Origin of the sequence: Aquisphaera insulae (genome assembly GCF_011064615.1) — a bacterium.
GTDB classification, from domain to species: domain Bacteria; phylum Planctomycetota; class Planctomycetia; order Isosphaerales; family Isosphaeraceae; genus Aquisphaera; species Aquisphaera insulae.
On the sequence record NZ_JAALJH010000008.1, the window covers coordinates 66,692 to 90,289 of the forward strand.

Below are 23,598 nucleotides of genomic sequence, written 5' to 3' on the forward strand. Positions count from 1 at the left end.
CGACGAGGATCCACCATGATCGCGCCGTTCTTGCTGCTCATCTCCGTCTCGGCGTTCGACGACGCCAGGCCGGCGGCCTGGTGGGACCGCGAGGTCGCCACATCGCTGGACCGGGCTGCCGACCGCAAGGCCGAATGGGAGGCGATGCTCGCCGCCGTTCCAGCGGACCGCCGCCCGGGGGCGGCCTACCTGATCCGGTACATGCCCCTTCGCGACCTCAAGTCGATGAAGCCGGACGAGCTGGCAAGGAACATCGAGCTGGCGTACCGGGCCAGGTCGGCGTCGGCCTGGGCGGGTGAAGTCCCGGAGGAGGTCTTCCTCGATGCCGTCCTGCCCTACGCCAGCGTGACCGAGCCGCGCGAGCCGATCCGCTCCGAGTGGCTCGAGACATACCTGCCGCGGGTCAAAGGCTGCAAGACGACGGGCGAGGCGGCCCAGGTGCTCAATCGGGCGCTCTTCAACGATACGAAGGTTCGGTACAACACGCGCCGGCTGCGTACCGACCAGAGCTCCCGGGAGTCGATCGCCCAGGGGATGGCCACCTGCACCGGGCTCTCCATCATGCTCGTGGAAGCCTGCCGGTCGGTCGGGGTTCCGGCCCGGCTGGCCGGGATCTCCGCGTGGCCGGGCAGGGGGGGGAACCACACCTGGGTCGAGGTCTGGGACCATGGCTGGCACTTCGTCGGCGCCGCCGAGCCCGACGAGAAGGGGCTCGACCACGCCTGGTTCGCCAACGAGGCCGGTGGTGCGATCCGGGAGAAGCCCGAGAACGCCATCTTCGCGGTCACCTACCGTGCCACCGGCGATCATTTTCCGCTGGTCTGGGCGCCGTTGGTGAAGATGAACGCCGAGAACGTCACCGAACGCTATCGAAAACCGGGCGTGAGCCCTCCCAAGGAGGCGGCCGGGAAGGTTGCGCTGGCGGTGGACGTGCTCGATGGGGGCCATCGCGTCCCCGCCGAGGTCTCGATCGTCGATGCCCGGACGGCCGGCTCCATGTGTCGGGGGATGAGCCTGGGAGCGGACGTGGACGTCAATCGCCGTCTCACGGCCGAGGTCGCCCCGGAAGGCTCCGTACTCGTCTCCGCGCGGTCCGGGGGCCGATCCGCCTACGCCTTCGTCGCTCCGGGCAAGGAACCGGTCGTGACGCTGCACCTCGATCGTCCGGCCTCGTCGGCCTCTCGGGAACGGGTCGAGGCCTTGCTGAAGGACCGATTCGGCACGGACGCGGACCGCAGAACGACCGCGGACACGCTGCTGGCTCACGTCCCGTTCGAGGAATCGTCCCGCGAGGCCGCCTGGCGTGCCTATCGATCCTCGCCCGTGCACGAGGCGCTGCGGAAGGAGTTCGATGTGCGCAAGGTCGTCACGCCCGACCGGACGAGCCCCTACCTCTGGCGTCACGTCGGGACGAAGCCGGAGAAGGGGTGGGCCCTGGTCATCGCGATGCACGGCGGCGGCGGCGCCCCGAAAGAGGTGAACGACAGCCAGTGGAAGAGCATGTTCGAGCGGTATTACCGCGACCATCCCGAGGCCGGAGGCTACGTCTACCTGGCCCTCCGGGCGCCGAACGACGAGTGGAACGGCTTCTACGACGACGCGATCGTCCCGCTCGTCGAGCGGCTGATCCTCCAGTTCGTCCTGTTCGGCGATGTCGACCCCGCTCGGGTCTCGATCCTCGGGGCGTCGCACGGCGGCTACGGCGCCTTCGTCATCGGCCCCAAGGCGCCCGATCGATTCGCGGCGGTCCACGCCTCCGCCTCGGCCCCGACCGACGGCGAGACGATGGGAGAGAACCTCCGGAACACGCGGTTCACGTTCATGGTCGGGTCGAAGGACACCGCCCACGGTCGAGCGGATCGATGCCAGAAATTCGAAGCCCAGCGGAGGACGTGGAAAGAGCGTCTCGGCGGCTTCGAAGGGGGCTTCGAGTGGAAGGATGGCGTCGGGCATTCCGTCCCCGACCGGGACAAGGTCGCAGAGCTCCTGAAGGCTCCGCCTCGCGATGCCCGGCCGGATCGGATGGTCTGGGTCCAGTCGGACAGCGTCATCCGGCGATTCTACTGGCTCGAATCCCCCGAGCCGAAAGACGGCACGCGGATCGAGGCGACCGCGAAGGGGAATGCGATCGACATTCATACCTCCCGCCCGACGCCGCTGTTCGTCTGGCTCGACCGCCCCACTCCGGATGCGGGCAAGCCGGTCACCGTGCGGCTCAACGACGGCCCGCCTCGAGAGCAGACGCCGGTCCCCTCTCTGGGGACTTACTGTCGGGGGATTGAGGAGCGAGGCGACCCGGAGCTCTCGGCCCCCGTCCGACTCGAAGTCAAACCGTAGGTGAGCCTGGGATTCCGCTCATGGAAGGAGCCGAACGCCGACGGCGGCGTTGAGGTCGACCATGCTCCGACGGTGGCGGATCAGCGCCTCTCGAAAGCTCCGGATGGCCTCGGTCTCGTCCTCGAGGTGGGACAGGTAATCGTCCTCGCTGAGCTTCCCCTGGGCGAAAGCCCTGGCGTTCCGGACCGTGAGCTTGTGCTGGTTGGCGAGCGTGGTCCCCTCGGTCCGGGCGAGGAGGTCGCGCGAGCTCCGGTATTCCCGCTCCGCGAGCCGGACCTCGGAGGCCACCCTCCGTTCCAATGAGGCCAGCTCGACCTGGGTCTGGTTCAGGTTGCACCGGGCCCGTGCGATGTTGCCCTGGTTTCGGTTATAGATCGGCAGCGGGACGGTGATGGCGGCCACCCAGGACGTGGTGCTCCGGAGCCCCTGGGGGCTGTTGTCCTGGAGCGTGAACGGGTCGTAGAAGAGGAAGACATCATCAAGCCGATTCGCCTTCTGGAGGGCCATCTCGGCCTGGGCGCGTCCGATCCCGCGCCTGGCGGCGACGAGGTCCGGTCGATGGTTGAGGGCCAGGCGGAGCAGCTCGTCGAGTGCGGGAGCGGGAGGTCCGTGGTCCCGAAGCGTGCCCCGCGGGATGATTCGTTCGGTTTCCTCTGTCGGAGCACCGATGAGGACGGCGACGGCCTCCTGGGCATCGTTGAGCACATCGCGCGCCTCGAGCAGGCCGTCGCGGGCCTTGTCGAGCGTGACGGCCAGCCGCTCGGCGGACTCCTCGGCCTTCCCCTTGCTCCCCTCGGCGACCCGCTTCCGGGCCTCGGCCAGGACCTTCTGCTGCTCGCGGACGGCGGTCTCCGCGGCCATGTCGTTGATCCTGGCGGCCTGAAGGTCGATGAACGCCTTGCAGAGCAGGTTGATCTGACGGCGGATCACGTCCTGGAACTGGGCCTCGAGCACGGACTTGGCCGACTTCGCGACCCGGATCCGGGCCTGCCTCTTGTGGGTCACGTCGAGGGGGTACGTGATGTTGATGTCATACTGGGTGGGACCGCCGGGCTGGGCGTTCGTGAAGCGGCTGTAGGGGATGAACTGGGTGTCGAAGTAGATCAGCGGGTTGGTTCGAAGCCCCGCCGAGAGGATGTCGGCGTCGGCCTGGGGGATCTCGTACTTCAGGGCCATGACGTCGAGATTCGAGGCCATCATCCGCTCGATGGCGGCATCCAGCGTAAGGCCGTTCGGCGGCCCCTCGTCGTCGACCATGGTCGTGAGCTCGGCCTCGGTCTGCTCGGGCGAGCTCGGCGCGATTCCGGTGCCCGGGAGGGCCGCGGGCAACTGCATCCCGCCGGGGCGGCCCAGCGATGCCGCCGAGGCGACGCGGGCCGGCTTCTTCATCCGAGGGACTCGCCCCACCCGCCGGTTGCCGCCGATAATGCCGGCCTCCGGCGCCGTGAAACCTCCGTCCATCGCTCCCGGGCTTCCCCCCATCCGATTGTCATCGGTGCCGGGGACGGGGCCAAAGCTGGGGAACTCGAGGAGCACACCCCCGGATTGACGCCCCGCAGGCTCCTGCGATTGGGCCATCGCGGTTTCGGCGCGGCCGGCCAGGGCAAGGCCGAGGATCCATGGCCGCGCCTTCCCGGCGAGGCGACCGAGCCGGGCCGACGTCATGTCGCGATGGTCTCCCACGTCCTCTGAACGGTCATCCTCGTCGCAACATCGGCTCGAACCGGGACGGAGATTCATGGTTTTCCGATCATGCCGACTGGATGGCTCGGGGCCATCGTTCAGCGGGCCGCCACGGCGGGCTTTTCCGGCGTTCGGGACGCCTGGGTCTCGTTCGTCAGGCGGCGGAAGACCACGACGTCCGCAAAGGCCCCGTTGCCGGGCTTGAATTCCCTGGGACGCTTGCCGAGGAAGCCGCCGTTGCAGACGGTGAACGTGTCCTGCTCCACCTTGTAGACGGCGGCGATTTCCGGGAGCGGCTGATCGTCCGGCCCCGCGAACTTCGTCCAGTCCAGGCTCCTCGGGGAGGTGGTCTCGTCCACCCTCAGCTCCCCCTTGACCTGGATGTTCATGCCAGTGGGCGTCTTCAGGTCCACGGTCACGACTCGATCGCGGATCGTCATCACGACCTGAACCTGCTTCTTGGCCCCGGCCATGGCCGTCCATCGCCCCTGGAGCTGGGCGAGGTCGCCCTGCACCGCCTCGCCGGAGAACGCGGTCGAGACTGCGAGGCTCGCGAACAACACGACGGTCGAAATTGCGGTCTTCATCACTCTCTCCCCGCGATCCCGGGAATTCCGTCCACCGGCCGGACCGCATTCAGTTGTGCCGGTGTCCCCCCGGCGCCGCATGAAAGGAAGATCATCTCGCCCGAGTCGGGTTCATTCCCTGCACCGAGGATCCTCGCTGGCCAGCCAGCGATCGAGCTCCCCGCGCAGGTCCTTCGCGACCTGGGGGAAGATCGCCGAGACGTCGCGGCGCTCGGAGACATCCGCCGCCACGTCGTAGAGTTCCGGCTTGCCGCCATTCTGGATCAGGAGCTTGAAGTCTCCGCGGATCGCCGCGAGCTGGTTCGCGTTCTCCTGCCGCCATTCCCAGAAGAGGGTCCGTGACGGGACGTGGCCCCCCCTGGCCAAGGCCGGCAGCAGATCCACCCCATCGAGCTTCCAGGCCGGATCGAGCGACGCGCCGGCCGCGGCCAGGAAGGTCGGCATCAGATCGACCAGGCTGACGACCTCGTCCGAGGGCTTGCCGGCCGGGATCTGCCCGGGCCAGCTCACCACGGCGGGAATCCGGATCCCTCCCTCCCAGAGCGTCCGCTTCTGGCCCCGGAGGGGCCGGTTGCTGTCGAGCGCGGCGCTCGTCCCCTGAGAGGCGAACTCGAAGGTCGCACCGTTGTCGCTGGCGAAGACGACGAGCGTGTTCGACGCCAGGCCGCGTCGCTCGAGCTCATCCAGCAGCCGGCCGATATTCCGGTCCAGGCGCGTCACCATCGCGGCGTACGTCGCACTGAGAGGGTAGGCGGAGTTCGCCTCCGGGAATTTCCCGGCATGGCGTGCCACCTCGTCCGCCGGCGCGGCGATCGTAAAGTGGGGAGCCAGGTAAGAAACGTCCAGGAAGAACGGACCGCCCTTGACCCCGTCCAGGAAGCGGATCGCGCGATCGGTGATCAGGTCGTCGATGTAACCGGAAACCTCGACATGATCCCGCCCTTCCCAGAGCGTGGTCGGGAACTTCTCCATCGCCTCGTAGGAGTTGGTATAGCCGAAGAACTCGTCGAATCCCTGGTCGAGCGGATGGACCGGCTCCTCGCGGCCGGGCCGCGGCTTGCCGTGCTGCCACTTGCCGACGAGCGCGCTGCGATAACCCCGCGCCCTCAGGGCCTCGGCAATCGTCACCTCCGCGGCGGGCAGGTCCTGATCATTCCGGATGACGCCATGGTGGATGGAGTATTTCCCGGTCAACAGGCAGGCGCGGCTCGGTCCGCAGATCGGAGCCGCGGCATAGCATCGATTCAGGATCATGCCCCGGCTGGCCAATCGGTCAAGGCTCGGAGTGGCCCACTCCTTCCGCCCGTTGAAACCGACATCACCCCAGCCCAGGTCGTCGGCGAGGATCACGAGGAGATTCGGGCGGGTTTCCTTCTCCCGGGCCTCGCTCACAAGGGGTGCGAGTCCCAGCAACAGGGCCCAGCCCGCCGCCTGCCATTTTCCCAGCAACGTTCTCATCTCGAACCTCGGCACGGACTTGCGAGGGACGATTCCCCGCGTTTCGCACGCTTCGCCCGTCCTCACAACTCTTTTTTCGTCGCTGGAGCACGGTGAACTTGAGTAAAATCACATTATCCCTACCAGGATAATAGGTTTTATGGCAAGGGGTCCAAATCGGATTGGTGAGATGAATCCACGTGCGCGTCCGAAGAAGTGGACGGAGCGGATGCACCTCAGGTCTCATCGGGGATGAGGAAGCTCAGGTGATGGGCACAGTGGATGCATTGCAATTGCACCCACTCGTCGCGAGTGAGATAGCCGAAGAAGCGATGGGGGATTTTTGGTCCATCGGAGGCCTGGAAGTGGGCGATCGCGGAGCGGAGGGACTCAACCGCATGGGGCGTGTCGACCTCGGCGCCGGGGAGGACCTCGCTCGGGGCGGGGAGTCCTTCGGGGATCTGACGCGATCGAAAGACGCTCGCCTTCTGCTCCGGCGAGACCCACAACGAGGTATCGGGCGTGGCCACGGCAGGGTGGTCGACGACCCGGCGCGCGACAGTCGCCAGGTGTTGACAGATCTGCCCCAGTGACCAGGCCCCGACGGTCGTACAGCCTTTCTGGAGCCGTTCGACTTCCGGCATGATCTCGTCCAGGCTGGTGAAGTTCAGCGTCCTGCGTCCTGGAGTCATGGCGTCCTCGCAATGGGCTTGGGATTCGATGAGAACTCGGGCCGACCACGGCCATTATGACGCGAGCCGGCGCAGGGAGGGGAGTTGGTTTGTTAAGATCCCTGCTGGCAAGGGCCGCGAACCCGGGTATCGACGACGCGTTCACGGGGCGTTGAGGATGGGATCGAGCGATCGAAGAGGGCGAGATCGGTTCCGGGCCGCTTTCCTCGGGATACTCGCCCTGTCATGCATGGCGGCAACGCCGGCCGTGCGCGGGGGCGAGCCCGGCGATGCCGCCGACCGCATGGTCGCGGAAATCGAGGAAGAGGGGGGCGTCATCGAGCGCGACGAATCGAAGCCGGGCAGGCCGGTCGTTCGAATCGAGCTCTCCAGCCCGCGCGTGAACAATGCCTTCCTGATCCGCCTCCGGCATTTCCCGGGCCTGCGCGAGGTATCGATCTCCTGCCAGGACGTCACCGATCTCGGGCTGACGGCGCTCGTCCGACTTCGGGACCTGGAATCGATCCGATTCCGGAGCGACGTGCTGATGGGCTGGGGGATCGCCAGCCTGGCCCGGCTGCCTCGGTTGAGGAAGCTGGAGATCACGGGGCCGAGGCTCGGCGCCTCCTGCTTCCGGTCACTCGGGCAGCTCCCGGAGCTTCGCGAGCTCAGCATCGAGGTGGCCGAGGGGCCGGGCGAGGCCGCCTCCCGGCTCGAGGTTCCGCCTCGCCTCGAGACGTTGACGCTCGTCAATGTCGAGGGCGCGAGCCTCGTCCTGTTCCGGAACCTCCCGCTACTTCGCGCGCTCACCATTGACTCGCACGGCGTGAAGGACGAGGATCTCGCGGCCCTCGGATCCCTGACGGGGCTTGAAACCCTGAGGATACGCAACGGCACGCTGACGGGTGCGGGGCTCGAATTCCTCAGCGGGCTGGCGAGCCTGAAGGACCTCGAGATCCCCGGCGACTCGCTCACCGATGCCGGCATCTCCCGGATGCCATCGCTCCCGAATTTGAAAAGCCTCAGGATCGCGACGCGTTCCACGATTCGGGGCCTCTCCGATCCGGGGATGGTCGCGCTGGAGAAGCTCCCGGGGCTCGAGACCCTGGATCTGGGGACCTGGCCGTGTTCGGACGCAGGGCTGGCCCATCTCCGAGAAATGCGACAGTTGCGACGCTTGACGCTCCATAGTCCGAACGCGACGGACGAGGGCATCGGCATCCTGGCCGGGCTGACGGAGCTTCGGACACTGGACCTTCGCGGGGTGCCCGTCCGGGATGGCGGCCTCGGATCGGTCGGAAAGCTCCCCCACCTCGAGGTGCTCCTGGTGGAGAGCCCGAACCTGTCCGATGACGGCCTGAGGAATCTCCGGGGCCTGAAGTCGCTGCGAACGCTGCGGATCAACGGCGTCTTCTCGGACAGGGGGCTCGAGGTGCTGGGCGGGATGCCTTCGCTCCGGGACCTGACCATCGAGGATTTCACCGCCGAGAACTCCGGCTCGGCCACGGGCGCCGGGCTCGCCGGACTCGCCGCCCATGCCGAGCTCGAATCGCTCACGCTTTCGGGGCTGAATCTGGATGACCGCGGGTTGAGCTGCCTGCGGAACCTGTCCCGCCTCCGGACCCTCTCGCTCCAGGCGCCGGGCCTTCGCGACGAGGGGCTCGCCTTCCTCGGGAGACTGACGAGCCTGCGGACGCTCACGCTGAACGCGTACAGCATCCGGGGAGCGGGGCTTTCCCACCTGGCGTCGCTGCCGGAGCTGCGGACGCTCGACCTGGAGTGCGAGGGCCTCGACGACGAGGGACTTGCCCAGTTCCATCCCCCGCCCGGCTTGACCTCGCTGCGGCTGAATGCGCCTTCGATCGCGGGGGACGGCCTGGACTCGCTGCGCGGACTGACCGCCCTCCGCAGCCTGCGGATCCTGGCGCCGAAGTCGCGCGGCTCGTGGCTCGTCCATATCCGGGGATGCGCCCAGTTGAGGGAGCTTTCCCTCACGGGCGTCCGGGTGCAGGAGGACGACCTCCGGCAGCTCGAGCTCCTGAAGGGCCTGCGACGACTCGAATTCAACGCGATGGACGTGCCGGGAGAGGGACTGGTGCGCCTCCACAAGGCGCTGCCTCGCCTGATCATCGCACTCTGACGGGCTCAGGACCGGGATGGCTCGCGGCCGTGGCCCCAGAGCCTCGAGATTCGCCTCCCCCACTCGCCGCGATGGACGTCCACGAGCACGGCGAGCACGATCACCGCCCCGGTGATCATCCGCTTGGATGGCTCCGAGGCGCCGATCTGGGCGAGCCCCTGCTGGAGCGTGGCGATGATGAGGACGCCCAGGAAGGTCCTCAGGACCGATCCCCGGCCCCCCATCAGGCTCGTGCCGCCGATCACGACGGCCGCGATCGCTCCCAACTCCATCCCCACGGCACCGTTCGGGTCGGCCGTGGTGACCTGGGCCACCTGGAAGAGCGCCCCCAGGCCGGCGAGCAGGCCCGAGAGCACGAACGGGATCAACTTGATCGGCTTCGGATCGATGCCGGAGAGCCGCACGGCCTCCTCATTCGTCCCCACCGCCACCATGTAGCGGCCAAGGACCGTCCGGGTCAGGAGCAGGTGGGCCAGCACGACGAGCACGGCCGCGGCGAGGGACGCCCGCGAGACGCCGATGACCGGGACCGCCCGCGCGATCTCGTCGAGCCGGGACCCGAAGTACTTGGTCTGCGAGTCCGTCACCAGGTACGCGGCGCCCCGGGCCACCTCGAGCATGCCCAGCGTCACGATGAACGACGGGATGGATCCGTAAACGGTGACCAGTCCATTGATCAGCCCGCAGACGCCCCCCACGCCCAGGCCGAGCAGGATGGACGCGGTTACCCCCCACTTCCAGTCCTCGAGCGCGATGCCGATCGCCACGCCGGAGAGGGCCAGTACCGAGCCGACCGAGAGGTCGATCCCGCCGATGACCAGGACCAGGGTCATCCCCACCGCGACCACGGTCAGGTCCGCCGTGTGATTCGCGATCATCCGGGCGGTCTGGGCCGTGAGGAAGTGCTTGCTGAGCAAGCCGAAGAGGAGCACGAGGGCCGCGAGCACGGCCACCATCCCCAGGACGTCTCCGAGTCCGCGAAACCGTGCCCTGAAACCCGGCTTATTCGACCTCATCGGACGCTCCTCCCGGCCTCTCCGCGCTCGCGCCGGCGTAGTGTTCGAAGGCCGCGGCCAGCAGGCTCTCCTCCGTCCATTCGCCGCGTTCGAACGTGCGGACTAGCCGACCGGCGGACATGACGGCGATGCGGTCGCAAATCAGCATCAGCTCCTCGACCTCGCTGGAGACGACGAGGATGCCCTTCCCGGCGGAGGCCAGCTCCTCGACGAGCTGATAGATCGCGAACTTGGCCGAGACGTCGATCCCGCGGGTGGGCTCATCCAGGAGGATCACGTCCGGGTCGCGGAGCAGCCACCGCCCCATCAGCACCTTCTGCTGATTGCCGCCGCTGAGCGTGCTCACGGGCTGTTCGAGCGAGTGGCAGCGGAGCTGCACCCGGCCGGCCATGGCCCCCGAGGCCTCGGCCTCGCGCCGGGCCCGGACCCAGAACCCGGCCGCGAGGAATCGCCGCATGCAGGCCAGGCTGAGGTTCGTCCGCACGGGCAACGACAGGAGCAACCCGGTGGCCTTGCGATCCTCGGGGACCATGCCGAGCCCGGCGCGCGTCGCCCGCCGGGGTGACCCGATGCGGGCCGGCTTCTTGGAGCCCCGGAGGAAGAGCCGGCCCGAATCCGGCCGATCCGCGCCGAAGATCGCGCGGAGCAGCTCCGTCCGACCCGAGCCGACCAGGCCGGAGATCCCGAGGACCTCGCCTCGATGGAGGGTCAGGCTCACGTCGCGGACGCGCTCGCCGCGGGTCAGTCCCTCGACGCGGAGGACCTCGCCCCCGATCGGCCGCGCCCGGTGCTGCACCTGCTTCGCGGGATTGGTCCCGACCATCAGCCGGACCGCCTCGTCGATGCTCAGGCTCGCCGCCGGACGCGTCGCCACGAGCCGGCCGTCGCGGAGGACCGTGATCCGATCGGAGATTCGCCGCAGCTCCTCCAGGCGATGGCTCACGTAGACGATCGCCACGCCCATTCGCCGCAGCCGTTCGATGTGGTGGAAGAGCAGCTCGACCTGGGGGGCCGAAAGCGCGGCGGTCGGCTCGTCCAGGATCAGGACGCGGCAGGGGCGCGAGAGCGCCCGCGCGATCTCGACGAGCTGCTGCTCGCCGACCCCGAGATGGTGGGTCGGGCTTTCCGGGTCCAGGCCATCCAGGCCGACGGCCTTGAGGGCCTGCTCGGCACTGTCGCGGAGCGCCCCGAATCGGACGAGCCCGAGGGTCGCGGGGAGCCGGTTGAGGTAGAGATTCTCGCCGACGCTGAGCGTGGGGATGAGGGTTAATTCCTGCTGGACGATCTGAACGCCCCGCCGCTCCGCGCCGGACTTGCTGGCGGGACGATACGGCTCCCCGGACAGCTCCATCGAGCCGGAGTCGGGCCGGACGATCCCGCTGATGATCTTCGACAGGGTGCTCTTGCCCGCACCATTGGCCCCCATCAGGGCGTGGACCTCCCCCGACAGGAGATCGAGGGAGACGTCCTGGAGCACCGGTGCCGCGTAGGTCTTGCCGACGCCGCGCAGGCGGAGGACCGGGTCGAGGGTCGTATTCGGCTCGGGGGTCGATTCCGGCATCGGGGGACTCAGGGCTTCTTCAGGGTCTCCGCCGTCACCAGGTCCACGGGCGTCGTCTTGTCGGCCGGGGGGGCTTGCCCCTCCCGGACCTGGATCGCGTACTCGATCCCGAAGACCGCGAGCTGATCGGCGTGCTGATTGATGGTCGCCAGGATCGCCCCTTCCCGGATGGCGGACTCGACGGCCGAAATGCCGTCATAGCCCACGATCTGGACCTGGCCGCCCCGGCCGGCCGCCTTGACGGCCGCGAGGGCCCCGAGCGCCATCGAGTCGTTGCAGCAGAGCAGGGCCTTGATCTCGGGATGCTCGCTGAGCATGGCGGAGGCGATCTTGTTGGCCGGCTCGATCTCCCACGAGGCACTCTGAGACGTGACGATCTCGATGCCGGCCGTCTTCATCGCCTCCTCGAAGCCGAGCTTCCGCTGCTGGCCGTTGAATGCGGTCTTGATCCCCTCGAGCATCCCGACCTTGTCGCCCTTCTGAAGCTTCGTCGCCAGGTACTCGCCGACCTTGCGGGCCCCCTCGCGATTGTCCGGGCCGACGAACGGGACCTTGACCTTCTGCTCCTCCAGGACCTGTGAATCGAGCTTGTTGTCGATGTTGATGACCGCAATCCCGGCCTCCTGCGCATGCTTGCAGGCGGCGACCAGGGCGCGGGAATCCGCCGGGGCGATGACGATGGCGTCCATCCCCTGGCCGACCATCTCCTCGATGAGGTCCACCTGACGCTTCAGGTCGCGTTCGTCCTTGATCCCGTTGACGATCAGCTCGTATTCCGACGAGTGATCGGCCTGGTGCCGCCTGGCCCCGTCGGCCATCGTCTTGAAGAACTCGTTGGCCAGCGACTTCATGATCAGGGCGATCCGCGGCCTGCCTTCCTTCTTTCCGGTCGGACTCAGCCCCGGCGGCGGATTGCCCGTGGGGGTTTCCGCCCCGCAGCCGGCGAGGGCCAGGGCCAGCGCGACGACCGGCAAGAGGCTCAAGTGCAGGCGAGTCGCCCGGTTGGTGGCTCGAGTCGCGGTCATGGCCGTGGGCCCTCGATGATGCAGGGAGGCTGGCTGGATAGCTGAACAAGGGCCTCGACGACCCGCGACCGCTGCTCCGGCTTGAGGATCAGGTAGGCATGCGGACCCGCGGGGTCGGGCGCGAAGCTCGTCACCGCCTTGTCGGAGACCGTCACCTTACCTCTGGGCGAGACGTCGAAGTAGCCCCGGTCCCCGAGAACCGCATACAGGACCGAGGTCAGGTCCCAGGTCGGTCGGTTGTGCGGCGGCGGTTCGTAGAGGATATAGGACTCGGCGGCGGGATGGTGCTTCACGTAGCCGAAGTCGCGGAGGATGCTCTCGGACGGGTAGGGGAGGGCGATACCGATCTCGAAACCGCTGAAGACCATGGGAGTCGGCCACTGGGCGACGAGCTGCTGACAGCTCGGGATGTCGCGGGCGACGTTGTACTCGCCGAAGTGGGCATTGCCGTCGATCGGCACGAACGCGCCGGCCATCAGCGAGAGGAGCTTGACCTTCTTCTTCACGAGCTCCACACCCGAGAGCGGCGAGTCGTCATCGGGACCGGACGCGAGGAGCCTCGCGAGATTCGTCGAGAACCCGACCTGCGCGATCACGACTGATTGATCGGGTTGACCGGCGAGGACCTTGCGGAGGACTTTCGTCGCGGAAGGGGCGTCCTTGCCGGATCTCAGGTCGTGCGGATAGCGGTCCTTGCCGTCCCCGTCCTTGGCGTCGACGAGCGGGAGATACTTCCCCTGCTCGACCACACCACCCTTGCCCACGACGCCGATGGGGATGTCGCCGTGACCGTAGAAGGTGTTCACCAGGTCGACAAACGGGGCGACCTTCTCATTGTCGACGGTCACCGTCACCGCCAGCAGCTTGCAGGCGCCTCGGGACTGGAGCGAGTGGATCATCGAGAGCGCCAGGACGTCGTCGCAGTCCCCGCACATATCCGTGTCGAAGATCAGGCCGGGGGGATCGGCGGCGGCGACAGGGGCCGCGGATCCCGCCATCAAGACGGCCGCGATCGACGCGGCCAGACCATGGAACCACCGCATGGGCTCGAGGACCTCGCACGAGGGTCATTCGGAGGGAAGGGCCGTTGGGAGCCGGCTTGCCGTACTATAAGGGACGCGACGAGGGGCGGGCAACCATCCGGTGCTCCGACCCGGGATCGGCCCCGCCGCGGTGGCCCCTCGCGTCGAGCCGGATCGCGTCGTATCGTGATCGGCATGCGGACGGACGCGCGGAGCCGGCCGCCAAACCGCGTCATCCCACCAGAGGGGAAAGCCGATGAGCCGCCAGGACGAGACGCCCGAATCGAACGAGGGGACCGATCGACGCAGCCTGCTGAAGGGGACCGCCGGGGCCGCGATCCTGGGCCTCTCCGGCGTCGGGGCCGCGCACGGGGCGACGGCCGCGGACGGGCCCGCGGTCAAGAACGGCCGGATCCGGCAGTCGATCGTCCACTGGTGCTACGAGCCCGCCTGGCCCTCCATCGACGTCTACATCAAGAACGTCAAGGCGCTCGGCGTGACGAGCATCGAGCTGCTCCCGGTGAAGTACTTCCCCGCGCTCAAGGAGGCCGGGCTCACCTGCGCGATCGGCCAGATCGACATGGCCCCGGATCCCCCGTTCCTCAAGGGGTTCAACAACCCCGCGAACTGGGACCGCGTGATCAAGGCGACGACCGATGCGATCGACGCCTGTGCGGAGTACGGCTACAAGAAGGTCATCTGCTTCACCGGCTACAAGGAGGGCATCCCCGACGACGTCGGCGCGAAGAACTGCGTGGAGGGCTACAAGAAGGTCATCGGCCACGCCGAGAAGAAGGGCATCACGCTCTGCCTGGAGATGCTCAACTCGCGGGTCACCAGCCACCCGATGAAGGGGCATCCCGGCTACCAGGGGGACCACTGCGACTACTGCTTCGACATCATCAAGCGGGTCGGCTCTCCCAACCTGAAGCTCCTGTTCGACGTCTACCACGTCCAGATCATGGACGGGGATATCATCACCCGGCTCCGCGAGAATCGGGAATACATCGGCCACGTCCATGTGGCGGGGAACCCCGGCCGGGGCGAGCTCGACCAGGCCCAGGAGATCTACTTTCCGCCGATCATGAGCACCCTGCTCGAGATCGGCTACGACGGATTCGTCGGCCAGGAATTCATCCCCACGCGGGACCCCTTCCAGGGCCTGCATGAGGCGATCTCGGTGTGCGACGTCTGACGCCCGAAGTCCGGCCGTTTCCCGTCGAATTCGAACGGCCTCGCCGGGCCGCCATGGGAAATCCGCGCCCTCGCGGGTAACCTGGAAGCCGTCACGAGGGGCCGCGGTGCGGCCGGTACGGTCTCGGATCGAGAGGACGGGCGGGATGGCTCAGCGGGCGACGGCGGCATCGGTTCCTGGTTTCTCATCGCTGGGCCTGGACGATCGCCTGGTGGAAGCACTCGGGACGCTCGGCTACGAGGAGCCGACTCCCATCCAGCGCGAGGCGATCCCTCCGCTCCTCCAGCGGAACGACCTGATCGGCCAGGCGGCCACCGGGACGGGGAAGACGGCGGCCTTCGCGCTGCCGCTCCTCCATCGGCTGGCGAATCGCGAGGGGAAGGGGGACGGGCCGTTCGCGATCGTGCTGGTCCCCACCCGCGAGCTGGCGATGCAGGTCGCGGAGGCCGTGCATCGCTACGGCAGGGCGCTCGGTGCGAGCGTCCTGCCGATCTACGGAGGCCAGGCTTACGGCCCGCAGCTCCGCGCCCTCCAGCGGGGGGCCGACGTGATCATCGGCACGCCCGGGCGGACCCTCGACCTGGCGAAGGGGGGCAAGCTCCGGCTCGACGCCGTCGAGATCGTCGTCCTGGACGAGGCCGACGAGATGCTCGACATGGGCTTCGCGGAGGACATCGAGTCGATCCTCCACGAGACGCCGGCGGAGCGTCAGACCGTGCTCTTCTCCGCCACGCTGCCGCCGCGGATCGCCGCCATCGCCCGCCGGCACCTGACCGACCCGGTGAAGATCAAGATCGCGGCCGAGGCCGCCGTGGCCGGTTCGGCCGCGAAGGTGCGGCAGACCGCCTACATCGTCCCGCGCGGCCACAAGCTCGCGACGCTCGCCCGTGTGCTCGACGTCGAGAACCCGTCCTCCGCCATCGTCTTCTGCCGCCGCCGCAACGAGGTGGATGAGCTCGCGGAGAGCCTCAGCGTCCGCGGCTACCGCGTGGAGGCCCTCCACGGCGGGATGACCCAGGACCAGCGCAGCCGGGTGATGAAGAAGTTCCGGGGCGAGGCCTCCGACCTGCTCATCGCCACCGACGTCGCCGCCCGCGGCCTCGACATCCAGCACCTCTCGCACGTGATCAACTTCGACGTCCCGGCCGAGCCCGAGTCGTACGTCCACCGGATCGGCCGCGTCGGCCGGGCGGGACGCGAGGGGGTCGCGATCACCCTCGCGGAGCCTCGCGAGCAGCGCCAGCTCAGGTCCCTCGAACAGGCCACCGGGCAGAAGATCGCCATCGCGAAAGTCCCCACGATCGCCGACCTGAGGGCCCGACGCCTCGAGCTCACGCGAGCCTCGCTCCGCGAGGCGATCGTCGAGGGCGAGCTGGAGAATTATCGCGTCGCCGTCGAGAACCTGGCCGGCGAGTTCGACCTGATGGACGTCGCCATGGCCGCCGTCAAGCTCCTCCACCAGGGGAACAGCAACGAGGAGCAGGACCAGGAGGAGATCCCGGACGTCGAGATCCGCGATCGGGAACGCCCCCGCGGCGACGACCGCCCCAGGCCCGGCAAGGGCCGGCCTCCCCGATCCGGGGGCTTCCGCGGCGACATGGGCAAGATCTACGTCGGCGCGGGCCGCGCCGCGGGCATCCGACCCCAGGACCTTGTCGGTGCGATCACCAACGAGGCCGGCCTCACGGGCGGGCAGGTCGGCGGCATCGACATCGCCGACCGGTTCTCCCTCGTCGAGGTCCCCGAGGACCTGGTGGACTCGGTCATCGCCGCCCTCCGGTCCACCAAGCTGAAGGGCCGAAAGGTGACCGTCCGCCGCGACCGAGAGGGTGCCTGATCGCGGACGCGCGCGGCTCAGATCAACTGCCGGATCGGCTCCGCGCCCTCCACGCCCACAAGCTTCTGGTGCAGGCCCCCGTAGAAATACGAGAGGCCGTTGGGATCGAGCCCGAGCTGGTGCAGGACCGTCGCGTGCAGGTTCTTCACGTGGCAGCGATCCTCGACCGCGGCGCCGCCGATCTCGTCCGTCGCGCCGACGCTGGTCCCCCCCTTGATGCCGCCGCCGGCCAGCCACATCGTGAAACCGAATGAGTTGTGGTCGCGGCCGGTACCCTTCTCGTATTCGGCCACCGGCTGGCGGCCGAACTCGCCGCCCCAGACGATCAGCGTCTCGTCGAGGAGCCCTCGCCGCTTCAGGTCCTTGATCAGCCCCGCGATCGGCCGGTCGGTAGCCCCGGCGTGCTTCGAATGATTCTCGACCAGATCGTTGTGGGCGTCCCAGTTGGCGTCGCCGTGCGAGCCTCCCGAGTAGATCTGGACGAACCGCACCCCGCGCTCGACCAGGCGGCGCGCGAGCAGGCACTTGCGGCCGAAGTCGGCGGTCTCGGCCCGATCGATGCCGTAGAGGGACCTCGTCTCGGCCGACTCGGAGCGGAAGTCGGCGGCCTCCGGGGCCGAACGCTGCATCTTGAAGGCCAGTTCGTAGGAGGCGATCCGCGCGGCCAGCTCGGAGTTGTCCGACCGCTCGGCGTGGTGCTCCTGGTTCTTCTCGCGGAGCCGGTCAAGGAGCCGGCGGCGGGTCGCCTCGTCCGTCCCATCGGGCAGCGCCAGGTCATGGATCGGCACGTCATGGGCTCGGAGGACGGTCCCCTGGTAGGCGGCCGGCATGTAGCCGCTCGACCAGTTCTTGGCCCCGCTGATCGGCCCTCCGGAGTGGTCGAGCATGACCACGAAGCCGGGGAGATTCTCGTTCTCGCTCCCCAGCCCGTAGGTCACCCACGAGCCGAGGCATGGGTTCCCGCTCAGGATCCGGCCGGAGTTCATCATCAGCATCGCCGAGCCATGGATCGGCGACTCGGCGTACATGGAGTGGATGAACGCCATGTCGTCGGCACAGGTCCCGAGGTTCGGGAAAAGGTCGGAGATCGGCTTGCCGCACTCGCCGTATTTCTTGAAGGACCACTTCGGGCCGACGACGCGGCCCTCATTTCGCTTGCCGCCCCGGCCGAAGGTCTTCACCTGGATCGTCTTGCCGTCGAGCCCGTAGAGCTTCGGCTTGTGGTCGAAGGTGTCGACGTGGCTGGGCCCGCCGTACATGAACAGGAAGATGACGCTCTTCGCCTTCGCCGGCCCGGGGGCGGGTTTGGCGGCCATCGGGTTGACGAACGGCGTCACGCCGTCGGCCGCGACCGCCTGCCGGGCCAGGAATCCCTCCCGGCCGAGCAGGGCCGTGAGCGCGACCGAGGCGAACCCGCCGCCGGTCTCCCAGAGCATCTCCCGGCGCGTCCGACCGCAGAAGGAACCGCCGCCGTGACCCTTCGGATCGCTCATGGACCGGGTCTCCGTCAATCGAGGTAGAGGAAGGCGTTGGCGCTCAGGGAGAGCAGCGCGTAATGCTGGAGTGCCGCCGCGTCATCAAGGCGGGCGTCCTTCTCCAGCGACCTGATCCACTCCACGTCGCGGCGGATCTCCTCCGCGGGAGGTTCCGCGCCCGTGCAGAGCCGGATGGCCCGTCGAACCTGTTCGTCGAGCGATCCCGGCCGCTCCCGGACCAGCCGCTTCGCCAGGAGGGCGGCGTGTCGGTTGGCGAACTCGCCGTTGAGGAGCCCGAGGGCCTGCGAGGGGACCGTGGTCGTGTAGCGGACGGGGCAGCTCGAGTCCGTGTCGGGGGCGTCGTGGGTGGCGAGGATCGGCAACGGGAGCGACCGCTTGACGTGGACGTACACGCTCCGCCGCGAAGCCTCTTCCGGGGGCGAGACCGTCCAGCCCAGGCCCGGGATCGACTGCCCCGCGAGCACCTCCGCCGGGATCGGCGGGCAGACGCTCGGACCGCCGGCCCGGTCATTCAGCACTCCGCTGACCGCGAGGATCGAGTCCCGGACCTCCTCGCCGGACAGCCTGCGCATCGGAAACCGCCAGTACAGTTGATTGCCCGGATCTTTCGACAGCCCGCCGTCAGAGGAACGGGAGGACATCCGATACGCCCCCGAAAGGACGATCAGCCGGTGCATCCGCTTGAGCGTCCAGCCCCCGTCCATCAGCTCGCCGGCCAGCCAGTCGAGCAACTCCGGATGGGTCGCCGGCTCGCCGAGCGCTCCGAAGTCGTTCGGGGTGGGGACGATCCCGCGGCCGAAGTGGAACTGCCAGAGACGGTTCGCCATCACCCGCGCCGTCATCGGGTTGCGGCGGTCCGTCAGCCAGTCGGCGAGCGCCCGGCGCTTGCCGGATCCTCGTGGGAACGAGGCATAGCATTCGCCCAGCATGCCCGGAGTCCCGGGCTCCACCGCCGGGCCAAGAGCGTTCGGGTTGCCCCGCAGCAGGACATGGGTCTCGGCCTGCCCCTCCTCGCGGACGCACATCACGGGGACACCCGGCGCGGGCCCGACCTCCTTCAGGTCCTTGCCGTCGGGATGCGTCACATCGTGGAAGAAGGCCAGGAGCCGGTAGTAGTCGGCCTGGGGGATCGGATCCTTCTTGTGGTCGTGGCAGCGGGCGCAGTTGATCGAGAGCCCGAGGAAGACCTGGCCGGTCGTCGACACGATGCCGTCGAGCCCGTCGTAGCGGGCCTGGGGACGGTCCACCGGCTCGTCGTCCCAGAGGCCCAGTCGATAGAATCCGGTCGCCGCCACGGAGTCGACGGAGTTCGGATCGATCTCATCCCCGGCGAGCTGTTCGTGGAGGAATCGGTCGTACGGCCGGTCGTCGTTGAACGCGCGGATGACGTAGTCGCGATATCGCCAGGCGAAGGGCTTGGCGCCGTCACGCTCGTAGCCGTTGGTCTCCGCGTAACGGACCAGGTCCAGCCAGTGCCGGCCCCAGGCCTCGCCGTAACGTGGAGAGGCGAGCAGCCGGTCCACGAGCCGGGCGTCGGCATCGGCCGAGCGATCGGCGAGATAGGCGTCGACTTCCTCGGGCGTGGGGGGCAGTCCGGTCAGGTCGTAGCTCACCCGGCGGATCCAGGCCACGCGGTCGGCCGGGCCCGCTGGCGACAGCCCTGCGGCCTCAAGCCGGGCGTTCAGGAAGGCGTCGATCGGGTTCCGCACCCGATCGGCATGGACGACGGGCGGGATTGGCGGCCGAACGACGGCATGGAATACGACCTTCGGGGCGGAATTCGCCTTCGCCTTCGTCGGCCGTGGGTTGCTGGGAGTATCGACCCTGGAGGCGGTGTCGCCTGCCGTCCAGCTCATCCCCTCGCGAATCCAGCGATCGAGCGTCGCGACCTCCTCGGCCGGCAGCTTGCCCGACGGGGGCATCTCGAGCCCCTCGAAGCGGACGGCCTGAAGGATCAGGCTTTGCTCGGGCCGATCGAGCGCGACGGCCGGTCCCTGGTCGCCTCCTTCGAGGATCGACGCGCGGGAGTCCAGCCGGAGTCCGCCGCGGATCTTCGCCTCGCCGCCGTGGCACTTGAGGCAGCGATTGCGGAGGATCGGCTCCACCCTGGAGCGAAAGAACTCGACCTTCGAAGGCCCCGGGGCGGCGTCTCCCGGCTCGCTTGCGGCCCGCAGAGAACCGGCGGTGACAGCCAGGACCAGGAAGGTGGTCAGGCCGGCCAAGAGCCGTTCATCGAAGTACGGCATGCTGGCCTCCGAGGTGAGTCCGGTGGGTTCGACGCGGCGGGATCCTGTCCTAGCAGGTTGCACACAAGTTCAACAAAGACGTGTCGCCGCGTCAAGCTCGGGGAGCGACCCTAGACCGGTCAGCGAGCGACGGAGTGGCCAACGTAGACGTCCTTCACACCCAGATCGGTCATCGCCCGGATGAAGCCATCGCGGTCGACCCGGACGACGTCGTAACCCTGGCCAGACTGGGAGCGAAACTCGAACGATCGTCCGTCATGAGAGGGGAGCATCCCGAGTACTGCGGTCTTGCCCTCGACCGTCCGGAGGACGATCTCGCCCGTCGATTCGCACTTGTGGTCCGACGATCGACGGGCGGTCCTCAGGACCCTGGCGAGCGCGGCGATCCGGGAGGCATCCCCGTTCTCGATCGTCGCGGCCCGCTGGGCGCCTGGGACGTCAATCAGTCGGATCTTCACCTCGCGGAACTCGCCATCGGGCAGGACGCGTACCACGGGATCTCCGGCCGGACCGAGGAGCAGGAAGAGGATCACGCTCCCGGCCAGGCACACGGTCATCATTCCGAGTTTCCGGACCCTGGATCGCATGGCCCCCTCGCACACCGGACTCAACCGCGACGCAAGCCATCACGCTCGCAGCATGGCGATGACCGCCTTGACGTCATCGCTCTCCACCGGCTTCCCGGCCAGGGCTTTCATGGCGATTCCCATCGCCATGCCATCCTTCGGCGCAGACTTGATCTGGTCGCGGACGGGAGCGAGGGCCTCGACGATTTGATCGGTGGACAGGGACGCGGGGACCCATTCGCGGAGAAAGTCGAGCTCTTCGGGGGTGAAGGTCGTGGGTCCGCCCTTCGCCTCCTTGAGGATCCCGCGCATCTTCTTGATCGCCTCGTCGTCGGAGACCTCCTCGCCGGTGCCGAGCGTGAGCCCGGCGATCCAGTAGCGGAGGAAGCCGGTTCGGGCGGCGTCCCTGGCCTTCATGGCGTCCTTCAGTTGCGACCGCATGCGCTGGACGATGGTCATAACCTGTTACCTTCCGGGAACTCCTGGCGACCGGAGCGACTCGAATCGTGGCCCCGTCCGATCGATTTGCGTCAGTCCCTACCAAGATGGTGGCTCGTTTTCGCACCTTTTTTCAAGGCATCTGCCGTCCGGGCCGATGGGAAAGAAGGAAGAACTGGATTCCGCGGTACAAGGAGGTTCAAACGGTGAATTCCGCTGATGGCTCGCTCTCGGTCGAGATGATTCGCTGGACGTTCACGGTGGCCCAGGAGCATCGGGTCGAGATCGAGACCCACCTCCTGGACCTTGGTCTGGAGATCCAGGCGCGGGGCGATGATGTCCTCGTCGTGACCTGGGACGAGCCCGAAGGGGGCATCGACGAGCTGATCGAGGAGCTCTGGGCGATCAACGGCGAGCCGTTCGAGATCACCCACGAAGAGTTCCATCGCGCCTCGCTCCTCGTCTACCACCCCGAGGACTCGGCCCCGTCCGAGAGCGCCGCGGCTTGACGAGGAAGTCAAGCAGGGCGGCCGCTCCCCACCGGGATAGAGACGTCCCGGTAGGCGAGGGTTCGCTCACTCGCGTTCTCCCCCTCGCGCACGCCGCTCGAAACGCTCGACTTTCACTGATCGCGAAGCGAACGGGCCGCGCCATGCGGTCCGTTTCCGCGCGCCGACCTCGCCTGAGATTGACGACCCGGGCCTTTTCCCCTACCCTGCCGCCGCATCGGTTCCGGCTCGATCTCGCACGACCTCGCTTCGACGGATGAGGGGGGCCTCCTTGAACCCGCGATGGACCGCCCGACGGCTGATCGTCTCTGCATTCCTCCTGTTCCACCTGACCGCGACGGCGGTCTGGAACGTCCCCAACTCGCCGATCGGGAAGCAACTGATCCCGGTCTTCCGGCCGTACATGCTTCCCCTGGGGCTCTGGCAGTCCTGGTGGATGTTCGCCCCCAATCCCATGGGATCGACGGCGGAGATGGAGGCCGAGGTCATCGACGCCCAGGGGATGCGGCACCTCTGGGAGTTCCCCAGAGTGGCCCAGCTCGCCTGGTGGCAGAAGGTCCCGCTCTTCCGGCATCCCAAGTACACGTGCAACATGCTGGCCCCGGAATGTGGTGCCCAGCGCGAGTTCACCGCGCGGCATGCCGTCCGTCGATTGAACCTCCAGGCCGAATCATTCCCGGTCCACGCCACGCTGATGTGTCGGTTCCGCGAGCCCCCGCCGCCCGGCCAGACGAGCCAAACGTCACCCCGGAGCCGAAGCGTCCAGGTCCTCGGCACCTATGATTTCGTGAGCTTCGAGGAGGTCCATCCGTGAATCCAATCCAGGCCTGGAATCGGTTCTGGTTCGGCCCGATCTCGGCGAAGCCGCTCGGGGCCTTCCGGATCGTCTTCGGACTGCTCGTCCTGGCCCATCTCGGATACATCTCCGTCGACCTGGACTACTGGTACACGGACGCCGGCATCCTGCGGGGGGCCGAGGCGCGGACCGTCGCCGGCGACCTCCGTTTCTCGCCTCTGCTCTACGTCCAGGATCCGGCCTCGGTACGGGTCGTGGTGGCGGTGACGGCGCTCGCCACGGCCCTGTTCATCGCCGGTTGGCGGACCCGCGTGATGGGCGTGCTCGTCTACCTGGGATTGCTGTCGCTCTATCATCGCAACATCGCGTCCAATTGCGGCCCGGACGAGCTGATGATGATCACGAGCTTCTACATGATGCTCTGCCCTTGCGGAGCCGCCTACTCCCTGGACGCCCGCCGCGAGGCCCGGCGGCGGGGCACCGATGCGGAGCCGCTGATCGTCCCGTGGGCGCAGCGGCTCTTGCAGGTTCAGCTCGCCCTGGTCTACTTCGCGACCGCGGCGTTCAAGTGCAACGGCGCCACATGGCTCGGCGGCACCGCGATCCATTTCGTGCTCTTCAATGCCGAGGTACGCCAGTTCGACCTGGAATGGCTGGCGAACTACCCCGTGCTCCTCTGCGTGCTCACCTACGCGGCGCTCCTGCTCGAGTTCGCGCTCGCGTTCCTGCTCTGGTTTCGACCGACGCGCAAGTGGGTCGCACTCCTCGGGGTTGGACTCCATGCGGGGATCGTCCCCCTGGTGAACGTCCCGCTCTTCGGCGAGCAGATGACGGCACTTTACCTGGTCTTCCTCGCCCCGGACGAGCTCAGTGCTTTATTGCGAACGATCGATCCGCGTCGCTGGCTGAGCCGGACGGGCCCGGGGTGGAACGCGCTCTCCTCGCGCCTGGACCCGGCCGGGGCCCTTCCGCTGGCCGGATGGCGACAGCTCGAGCTCCGCTTCGAGGCCGGCGAAACCGCGGCGGGATGAACCCG

The 23,598-nt window shown here is 68.0% G+C and carries 19 protein-coding genes; 7 read left to right on the forward strand and 12 right to left on the reverse strand.

Annotated elements, in window-relative coordinates; translation table 11 throughout:
* The first annotated feature begins 15 nt into the window (after positions 1-15).
* Positions 16-2,337, forward strand: coding sequence for a transglutaminase domain-containing protein (locus G6O54_RS07125; protein WP_165222304.1), 2,322 nt, complete (start codon positions 16-18; stop codon positions 2,335-2,337).
* An 18-nt stretch (positions 2,338-2,355) separates the two neighbouring features.
* Here G6O54_RS07125 and G6O54_RS07130 read toward each other — a convergent pair whose 3' ends face one another.
* The 4 genes from G6O54_RS07130 to G6O54_RS07145 all read right to left on the reverse strand — a co-directional run bounded on the left by G6O54_RS07130 (position 2,356) and on the right by G6O54_RS07145 (position 6,736).
* On the reverse strand, positions 2,356-3,726 hold the full coding sequence (locus G6O54_RS07130; RefSeq protein ID WP_165222307.1) for a TolC family protein: 1,371 nt from the start codon (positions 3,724-3,726) through the stop codon (positions 2,356-2,358).
* A 392-nt stretch (positions 3,727-4,118) separates the two neighbouring features.
* Positions 4,119-4,607, reverse strand: coding sequence for a TIGR03067 domain-containing protein (locus G6O54_RS07135; RefSeq protein WP_165222310.1), 489 nt, complete (start codon positions 4,605-4,607; stop codon positions 4,119-4,121).
* A 111-nt stretch (positions 4,608-4,718) separates the two neighbouring features.
* Positions 4,719-6,065 (reverse strand): sulfatase-like hydrolase/transferase, encoded by a 1,347-nt coding sequence (locus G6O54_RS07140; protein ID WP_165222313.1) that lies wholly within the window; start codon positions 6,063-6,065, stop codon positions 4,719-4,721.
* Positions 6,066-6,280: 215 nt separating this feature from the next.
* Positions 6,281-6,736 (reverse strand): DUF1569 domain-containing protein, encoded by a 456-nt coding sequence (locus G6O54_RS07145; protein WP_165222316.1) that lies wholly within the window; start codon positions 6,734-6,736, stop codon positions 6,281-6,283.
* A gap of 283 nt (positions 6,737-7,019) precedes the next feature.
* On the opposite strand from G6O54_RS07145, the gene G6O54_RS07150 reads away from it, so the two are divergent.
* The gene (locus G6O54_RS07150) at positions 7,020-8,855 is read left to right on the forward strand and encodes a leucine-rich repeat domain-containing protein (protein WP_165222319.1); all 1,836 of its coding nucleotides are present in this window, start codon (positions 7,020-7,022) and stop codon (positions 8,853-8,855) included.
* Positions 8,856-8,860: 5 nt separating this feature from the next.
* Here G6O54_RS07150 and G6O54_RS07155 read toward each other — a convergent pair whose 3' ends face one another.
* From G6O54_RS07155 to G6O54_RS07170, 4 genes are read right to left on the reverse strand one after another with little or no spacing between them, the layout of a single operon-like run.
* Positions 8,861-9,871 carry an ABC transporter permease gene (locus G6O54_RS07155; protein ID WP_165222322.1) on the reverse strand — a complete coding sequence of 337 codons (1,011 nt, stop codon included), beginning with the start codon at positions 9,869-9,871 and terminating at the stop codon, positions 8,861-8,863.
* A complete protein-coding gene (locus tag G6O54_RS07160) occupies positions 9,858-11,432 on the reverse strand; it encodes a sugar ABC transporter ATP-binding protein (RefSeq protein WP_165222325.1) in 1,575 nt (524 codons plus the stop codon). The genes G6O54_RS07155 and G6O54_RS07160 overlap by 14 nt, the downstream gene beginning before the upstream one ends.
* Positions 11,433-11,440: 8 nt before the next feature.
* Positions 11,441-12,457: a sugar ABC transporter substrate-binding protein gene (locus G6O54_RS07165; protein WP_205678690.1), complete on the reverse strand. Its 1,017-nt coding sequence runs from the start codon at positions 12,455-12,457 to the stop codon at positions 11,441-11,443.
* Positions 12,454-13,500, reverse strand: a complete 1,047-nt coding sequence (locus G6O54_RS07170) for a nucleoside hydrolase (RefSeq protein WP_165222328.1) — start codon at positions 13,498-13,500, stop codon at positions 12,454-12,456. The genes G6O54_RS07165 and G6O54_RS07170 overlap by 4 nt, the downstream gene beginning before the upstream one ends.
* Positions 13,501-13,735: 235 nt before the next feature.
* On the opposite strand from G6O54_RS07170, the gene G6O54_RS07175 reads away from it, so the two are divergent.
* The gene (locus G6O54_RS07175; RefSeq protein ID WP_165222331.1) at positions 13,736-14,674 is read left to right on the forward strand and encodes a hydroxypyruvate isomerase family protein; all 939 of its coding nucleotides are present in this window, start codon (positions 13,736-13,738) and stop codon (positions 14,672-14,674) included.
* Positions 14,675-14,819: 145 nt separating this feature from the next.
* Positions 14,820-16,511, forward strand: a complete 1,692-nt coding sequence (locus tag G6O54_RS07180) for a DEAD/DEAH box helicase (protein ID WP_165222334.1) — start codon at positions 14,820-14,822, stop codon at positions 16,509-16,511.
* 17 nt (positions 16,512-16,528) lie between these two features.
* Here G6O54_RS07180 and G6O54_RS07185 read toward each other — a convergent pair whose 3' ends face one another.
* From G6O54_RS07185 to G6O54_RS07200, 4 genes are all read right to left on the reverse strand, one after another.
* A complete protein-coding gene (locus G6O54_RS07185; protein WP_165222337.1) occupies positions 16,529-18,004 on the reverse strand; it encodes a DUF1501 domain-containing protein in 1,476 nt (491 codons plus the stop codon).
* 14 nt (positions 18,005-18,018) lie between these two features.
* Complete coding sequence (locus G6O54_RS07190; RefSeq protein WP_165222340.1) at positions 18,019-20,253, reverse strand: PSD1 and planctomycete cytochrome C domain-containing protein; 2,235 nt, start codon at positions 20,251-20,253, stop codon at positions 18,019-18,021.
* A 119-nt stretch (positions 20,254-20,372) separates the two neighbouring features.
* On the reverse strand, positions 20,373-20,813 hold the full coding sequence (locus G6O54_RS07195; RefSeq protein ID WP_165222343.1) for a hypothetical protein: 441 nt from the start codon (positions 20,811-20,813) through the stop codon (positions 20,373-20,375).
* Between the two features lie 66 nt (positions 20,814-20,879).
* A complete protein-coding gene (locus G6O54_RS07200; RefSeq protein WP_165222345.1) occupies positions 20,880-21,278 on the reverse strand; it encodes a GatB/YqeY domain-containing protein in 399 nt (132 codons plus the stop codon).
* Between the two features lie 185 nt (positions 21,279-21,463).
* Between G6O54_RS07200 and G6O54_RS07205 the strand changes: the two genes are divergently transcribed.
* The 3 genes from G6O54_RS07205 (at position 21,464) to G6O54_RS07215 (ending at position 23,593) form a co-directional block, all read left to right on the forward strand.
* Positions 21,464-21,766, forward strand: coding sequence for a hypothetical protein (locus tag G6O54_RS07205; protein ID WP_165222347.1), 303 nt, complete (start codon positions 21,464-21,466; stop codon positions 21,764-21,766).
* Between the two features lie 271 nt (positions 21,767-22,037).
* Positions 22,038-22,580, forward strand: a complete 543-nt coding sequence (locus G6O54_RS07210; protein ID WP_165222351.1) for a hypothetical protein — start codon at positions 22,038-22,040, stop codon at positions 22,578-22,580.
* Positions 22,577-23,593, forward strand: coding sequence for an HTTM domain-containing protein (locus G6O54_RS07215; protein WP_165222369.1), 1,017 nt, complete (start codon positions 22,577-22,579; stop codon positions 23,591-23,593). Before G6O54_RS07210 ends, G6O54_RS07215 begins: the two co-directional genes overlap by 4 nt.
* The last annotated feature ends 5 nt before the right edge of the window (positions 23,594-23,598 follow it).